Source organism: Aeromonas sp. R4-3 (assembly GCF_040908275.1).
GTDB classification, from domain to species: Bacteria; Pseudomonadota; Gammaproteobacteria; order Enterobacterales; family Aeromonadaceae; genus Aeromonas; species Aeromonas rivipollensis.
This window is the reverse complement of sequence record NZ_JBFODK010000021.1, coordinates 135,741-142,023: the sequence shown is the minus strand read 5'-3', so window position 1 is coordinate 142,023 and position 6,283 is coordinate 135,741. Positions and strand designations below refer to the sequence as shown.

5 protein-coding genes are annotated in these 6,283 nt (G+C 59.4%); 3 read left to right on the top strand and 2 right to left on the bottom strand.

Annotated features, from left to right (window positions below):
• The 3 genes from AB5Y91_RS05290 to rluA form a co-directional block, all read left to right on the top strand.
• Positions 1–190, top strand: a 190-nt coding sequence (locus AB5Y91_RS05290) for a hypothetical protein (protein WP_368169236.1), incomplete at its 5' end; no start/stop codon positions are given.
• Between the two features lie 270 nt (positions 191–460).
• Positions 461–3,328, top strand: a complete 2,868-nt coding sequence (rapA, locus tag AB5Y91_RS05285) for an RNA polymerase-associated protein RapA (protein WP_368169235.1) — start codon at positions 461–463, stop codon at positions 3,326–3,328.
• A 36-nt stretch (positions 3,329–3,364) separates the two neighbouring features.
• Entirely contained in the window at positions 3,365–4,021 is a 657-nt protein-coding gene (gene rluA, locus AB5Y91_RS05280) for a bifunctional tRNA pseudouridine(32) synthase/23S rRNA pseudouridine(746) synthase RluA (protein WP_368169234.1), read from the top strand.
• A 72-nt stretch (positions 4,022–4,093) separates the two neighbouring features.
• On the opposite strand, the gene AB5Y91_RS05275 is transcribed toward rluA, so the two are convergent.
• Together AB5Y91_RS05275 and AB5Y91_RS05270 are read right to left on the bottom strand one after the other, a co-directional pair.
• Positions 4,094–4,282, bottom strand: coding sequence for a hypothetical protein (locus tag AB5Y91_RS05275; RefSeq protein ID WP_106884960.1), 189 nt, complete (start codon positions 4,280–4,282; stop codon positions 4,094–4,096).
• A gap of 58 nt (positions 4,283–4,340) precedes the next feature.
• Positions 4,341–6,272, bottom strand: a complete 1,932-nt coding sequence (locus AB5Y91_RS05270) for a putative bifunctional diguanylate cyclase/phosphodiesterase (protein ID WP_368169233.1) — start codon at positions 6,270–6,272, stop codon at positions 4,341–4,343.
• Between the last annotated feature and the right edge of the window lie 11 nt (positions 6,273–6,283).

The following is a 6,283-nucleotide window of genomic DNA, read 5'->3' as shown; positions in this document are numbered from 1 at the left end:
CGATGCTGTGAGTGCCCACACAGATTGCTTGATTCAAATTGTTAAAGAGCGACGCAACAGTTCGTTGCTGCGGGAGTGGAATTCTACTCAACCGCCTTCTCGAGTCAAGCCTTATTTTCAAAGGCTTTTCGAGGTTATCGACCTGGTTGTTTGCGTTGCCGCTTACCCTGTCGATGGAGGCGCATTATAGGGAGCTGGCTCGGATTGGCAAGGGTGATTTCGCATAAAATTCGCATTTTCAGCTCAACCGCTCACCAATCAACCATGGTGGTGTTTTAATGTTCAAGAAGGGTTCCGTATGCAGGCACTTTCTACCCCTGGCCGGGTCAAGGGTGTCGGTAGATCAAGGTTGTATCGAATTGCCTTTCCCGAACACCATAACCATGGTGATCGGGATCCGGCCTTCGGGTAACATAGCGCCCCTTTGCGATTCTCACACTCTTGGGCTTTGGAGAGTTTAATGCCTTTTGCACTTGGCCAGCGTTGGATTAGTGATACAGAGACGGATCTGGGGTTGGGGACTGTCGTTGCTGTTGAAGGACGCATGGTTACCCTGTTGTTTCCGGCTACCGGTGAAAACCGCATGTATGCCAAAGAAGAGGCGCCGGTGACCCGGGTCAGCTTCAATGTGGGCGATCAGATTGTCACTCACGAAGACTGGACCATGACGGTCGAAGAAGTGCAGGAAAAAGACGGGCTGCTTATATATGTAGGTGTACGCACCGACAACGATGAGCCCGTTGCCCTCAAGGAAGTGTTTCTCAGCAACTTTATCAAGTTCAACAAGCCGCAGGATCGCCTGTTCGCCGGTCAGATTGACCGGATGTCCCGCTTTACCCTGCGCTACGAGGCGCTGATCAACCAGCACCAACGCCGTCGCAACCCGACTCGCGGTCTGGCCGGTGGCCGGGTCAGCCTGATCCCGCATCAGCTCTATATCGCCCATGAAGTGGGTCACCGCTATGCACCGCGCGTATTGCTGGCCGATGAGGTGGGCCTGGGCAAGACCATAGAAGCGGGCATGGTCATCCATCAGCAACTGCTCTCAGGTCGCGCCCATAGAGTGCTGATCCTGCTGCCCGAAACCTTGCAGCACCAGTGGCTGGTCGAGATGCTGCGCCGCTTCAACCTGCACTTCTCCCTGTTTGACGAGGAGCGCTGCATCGAGGCGTTCGCCGATGCGGAGAACCCCTTCGAGACCGAACAGCTGGTGATCTGCAGCCTCGACTTCCTGCGCAAGAAGCGTCGTCGCTTCGAGCAGGTGCTGGAAGCCGAGTGGGATCTGCTGGTTGTCGACGAAGCGCACCATCTGGAGTGGAGCGAGGAGGCGCCGAGCCGTGCCTACGAAATGGTGGAGGCGCTGGCCGAACAGGTGCCTGGTGTGCTGCTGCTGACCGCCACCCCGGATCAGCTGGGCCACCAGAGCCACTTTGCCCGTTTGCGCCTGCTCGACCCGGAGCGTTTCTACGACTATGAGGCCTTCCTCGCCGAGGAACAGGCCTACGGTCAGGTCGCCAGCGCGGCGCAAGAGCTGCTGAATGGCGAGACTCTGAGCGATGAAGCCAGGCAGATCCTCGCCAGCCAGCTGGAAGGGCTGGACTTAAGCGATGCTGCCGCCCGTCAGCAGGCAGTCGCCAGGTTGCTGGATCAGCATGGCACCGGCCGGGTGCTGTTCCGCAACAGCCGCGCCAATATTCAGGGCTTCCCCGAGCGTCACCTCAACGTCTACCCCATGCCGCTGCCGGAGCAGTACAAAACTGCCATCAAGGTAATGGGCATGATGGGTGGCAATGGTGGCGATCTGCAGACCCGCGCCCTGCGCTACCTCTACCCCGAGAAGATCTTCCAGCAGTTCGAAGGCGACAACGCCACCTGGACCCAGTTCGATCCCCGCGTCGACTGGTTGCTGGAGCTGCTGCTCTCTGCTCGCCAGCAGAAGGTGCTGGTGATCTGCTCCGAAGCGGCCACCGCCATCGCGCTGGAAGAGGCGCTGCGTACCCGTGAAGGGATCCGCGGCACAGTGTTCCATGAAGGGATGTCTATCCTCGAGCGGGACAAGGCGTCCGCCTATTTCGCGCAAGAGGATGGTGGCGCCCAGGTGCTGCTCTGCTCAGAAATCGGTTCAGAAGGTCGCAACTTCCAGTTTGCCAGCCATCTGGTGCTGTTCGATCTACCCCTCAATCCGGATCTGCTGGAACAGCGCATCGGTCGTCTGGACCGTATCGGTCAGCAGAATACCGTCGAGATCCACGTTCCTTATCTGGAAGGGACTGCCCAGCGCGCCCTGCAGCTCTGGTATCACGATGGTCTGGATGCGTTCGAGCAGACCTGCCCGACTGCCCGCCCGGTATTCGAAGCGGTACGTGGCGAACTGTTCGAGCTGCTGGCCGCCAACACCGGCGATCAGGTGACCCTCGACGCCCTGCTGATCAAGACCCGCGAGCTGCACGAGCCGCTCAAAGCCCGACTGGAACAGGGACGCGATCGCCTGCTGGAGATCCACTCCAGCGGTGGCGCCGCCGCCCAGCTGCTGGTCGACAAGCTGGCCGCCGAAGATGATGACACTGGCATGGTCTCCTTCGCCCTCAAGATGTTCGACGAGATCGGCGTCAATCAGGATGACAGGGGCGAGAACGCGCTGGTGCTGACCCCCGGGGATCACATGCTGGTCTCCAGCTTCCCGGGCCTGCCGCAAGATGGCATGACCATCACCTTCGATCGCAACACCGCCCTGTCGCGGGATGACATGGCGCTGCTCTCCTGGGATCACCCCATGATGCGCGGCGGTATCGACCTGATCCTGGGCTCCGAGATCGGTGCCACCTCGGTAGCACTGCTCAAGAACAAGGCGCTGCCCATCGGCTCCATCCTGCTTGAGCTGATCTTCGTTGCCGAATCTGCGGCCCATCCCCAGCTCTACCGCTTCATGCCGCCGACGCCAATCCGTCTGCTGATGGACAAGAACGGCCAGAATCTGGGTGAGAAAGTGGCGTTCGATGCCTTCAACCGTCAGCTGACTCCGGTCAATCGCCACCTCGGCAGCAAGCTCGTGACTGCATCCCAGCCGGTGATCCACGGTCTGATTGGCAAGGGCCAGGCCATTGCCGAAGAGCTGAAAGCCGGGATTGTCGACAAGGCCCGCGCCCAGATGGCGCAGACCCTGCAGCAGGATCTGGATCGTCTGGAAGCGCTCAAGGCGGTCAACCCGAACGTGCGCGACAGCGAACTGGATTATCTGCGCAATCTGCAGGCAGAATTGCACCACCTGATCGATCAGACCCAACTCAAGCTGGACGCAATCCGCTTTATCGTGGTCACCCATAACTGATGGGGGCTTGCCCCCACCTTCTGATGCGAGACATTTATGTTTGAATACTCACCGCCTCTGGAACCCTGGCTCGATATCCTGTTCAAGGACAAGGACATCATGGTGGTCAACAAGCCCACTGGCCTGCTGAGCGTCCCCGGGCGCGGCCCCGAGAATGAAGACAGCGTCCTGCATCGGGTGAAACAGCAGCACCCCAAGGCGGCGGCAGCTCATCGCCTCGACATGTCCACCACTGGCGTCATTGTCATTCCCCTCAATCCCAATTCCCATCGGGAGCTGAGCCGACAATTTCGCGAGCGGGAAACCGAGAAGCACTACCTCGCCTGGGTGTGGGGCGAGCCGGAGGCAGACTCGGGTCAGGTCGACCTGCCGCTCTGCGTCGACTGGCCCAACCGCCCGAAACAGAAGGTTGACTTTGAGGAGGGACGTCACGCCCTGACTCTGTGGGAAAAGCTGAAGGTGGAGAACGGCAACAGCCTGATCAAGCTGACCCCTATCACGGGTCGCTCCCATCAGCTGCGCGTCCATATGCTGGAGCTGGGGCACCCGATTCTGGGTGACAACCTCTATGCCCATCCGGATGCACTGGCGGCGGCCCCCCATCTCTACCTGCATGCGGCCATGCTGACCATCAGCCACCCTCGCAGCGGCGAGCGGATGACCTTCGAAGCCCCGGCCCCCTTCCAGCTCTGATCCGAAGGGATGCGAAGCAAATCGCAGAGATAAAAAAGCCCCCATCGCGAGATGGGGGCTTTTTCATTAGGGTCAGACGCGAATATCGATCCTGCTTCCGAGGGAAGCGCTGGCCGATGTCGGCGCTGCCGGAGCGGACTGAGCTGCTGTTGCCAGCAGTTTCAAAGCCGACTCGCCCTCCTGGGTCTGCTGCTTCTTGGCCAGGCTGGCCACCATCAGTGCAGAACCAAACGACGCATTTGCAGAGCTAGAAATATCCATTGTGTACCTCCTGCCTAAACACTATCGGCCAGAACGTGGCAGACATGAGCCATATCGTTCAGAGCAGGTATGCCTTGTTCGGCGCACGCCGTGCCAGCCAGCGCTCCTCCATCTCCAGCAGGGTTTGATAGGCCTTGGACGCCTGTTCCGGGCGGCTGAACAGATAGCCTTGTCCGTAGAGATGGATGTCGGTCAATGAACGCAGCACGTCAAGCTGCCCCTGGGTCTCGATGCCTTCACACACCAGCTTCTTGCCCAGCATGGAGCCCATGCGGCAGATGTTGGCCACCAGCTCGGCCGCCTCTATGGAGGTGTCTATGCACTGGATGAAGGATCTGTCTATCTTCACCTTGCTCACCGGCAGCTTCTGCAGATAGCTAAGAGATGAGTAACCGGTCCCGAAGTCATCCAACGCCAGGTGAACCCCCTGCTGACTGAGATCCTGCATCAGCTGCAGCGAGTTCTTCACCTCGCGCATTGTGGTGTCCTCCGTCACCTCCAGTACCAGACAGGATGCGGGAATATGGTGTTCCATCAGCGCCTTGGCCACCAGCTTCAACAGGTTGCGCTGATACATGCCAGGGGAGATGTTGACGCACATCTGCAGATCGACCAAGCCCAGGTGCTGCCACTGGTGGAGCTGCTCGCACGCCGTGTTCAGCACCCAGCTCCCCAGCTTCTCGGCAAGCTGGAACTCTTCCGCCACCTGGATCACCTCGTTGGGCGGGATGAAGCCAAGCTCGGGATGACGCCACCTCAGCAGCGCCTCCACCGCCTCGCAGCGACCGCTCTCCAGGTTGACTATGGGTTGGTAATAGAGCTCCAAGGCATTGTGTTCCAGCGCCATCACCATGTCGGAGGCGAGGTGCTTGCGCCTGGCGGTTTCGTTGAGCAGGGAGCTGTCATAGATGACATAAGGCACATGGGTCTTGCGGCTGTGGAACAGCGCCTGCTCCGCCCGGCTCAGCAGCTCCTGGGTCTGGTTGCTGTCCGTGGGGAAGAAGGCGATGCCTATGCCCACCTCCAGCCGGAAGGGGTAACTGTCGATGATGATGTCTTGCTTGATGGCGTGGAGCACTCTTGCCACCAGCTCCCTGACCTGGCGCAGGTCGCTGCTGTCCCGTTGCAGCATGGCGAGCTGATCGCCCCCGAGACGCGCCACCCACTCGCCGTTTTCACACAGGGCACGCAGCCGCTTGGCCAGCTCCTGCAGCAGTATGTCCCCTGTGCTGTAGCCAAACTTGCTGTTGATGTCCCGAAAATCGTTGATGTCGATCAGTATCAGACCAAAGGGAGTATCACGGCTGACATAGGACTCCATCTTCTCCAGCAGGGCCAGCCTGTTGGCCAGACCGGTCAGCGGATCGACCCGGGCCGTTCTGAAATGACGCCTGGCTTCACGCACCAACAGAGCGCTGAGCAGAATGACGGAGATCACCAAGCCCAACACCATGAACAACAGGGCATCGCGCAGCTGGCCGAAGCGCTTGTCATTGCCCGAATAGACGTTGATGTTCTTCTGCATCATGGAGGCGAGAGAGTAAGAGAGCGGCTCCTGCAAGGGCGCAAGGGTCATCATGATCTGCTGGTAGTCCGGCATCCCCGGCTTCAGCCTGGTCAGCTCCGGCTCCAGCTTGCGGATATTGCTTTCGGTCAGCTGGACCAGCCGCAGCGTCTTCGGATTGTCCGCCAGACTCTTGCGCAATTGGCCGCTCAGCAGTATGGGGGTGCGGCTCCACAGGATGTCATAGCGCAGCAGCAGGGTTTCATGGTCGATGCCGCCGTAGTGGTAAATCTCGACGGCATTGATAAAGCGCCCCAGCTCGAGCTGCAACTGCATCAATGCCCAGGAGACGTCATAGGTGTACTTTTCCATCACCCGGGTCGCATTTTGTATCTGCACCAGGCAATACAGCGTGCTACCCGTGAATAACAGAATGGATAGATAAAGAACGCCGAGTAAGGGCCAGGCCCTGGTCTTCGCTTTCACCCAGTACTCCC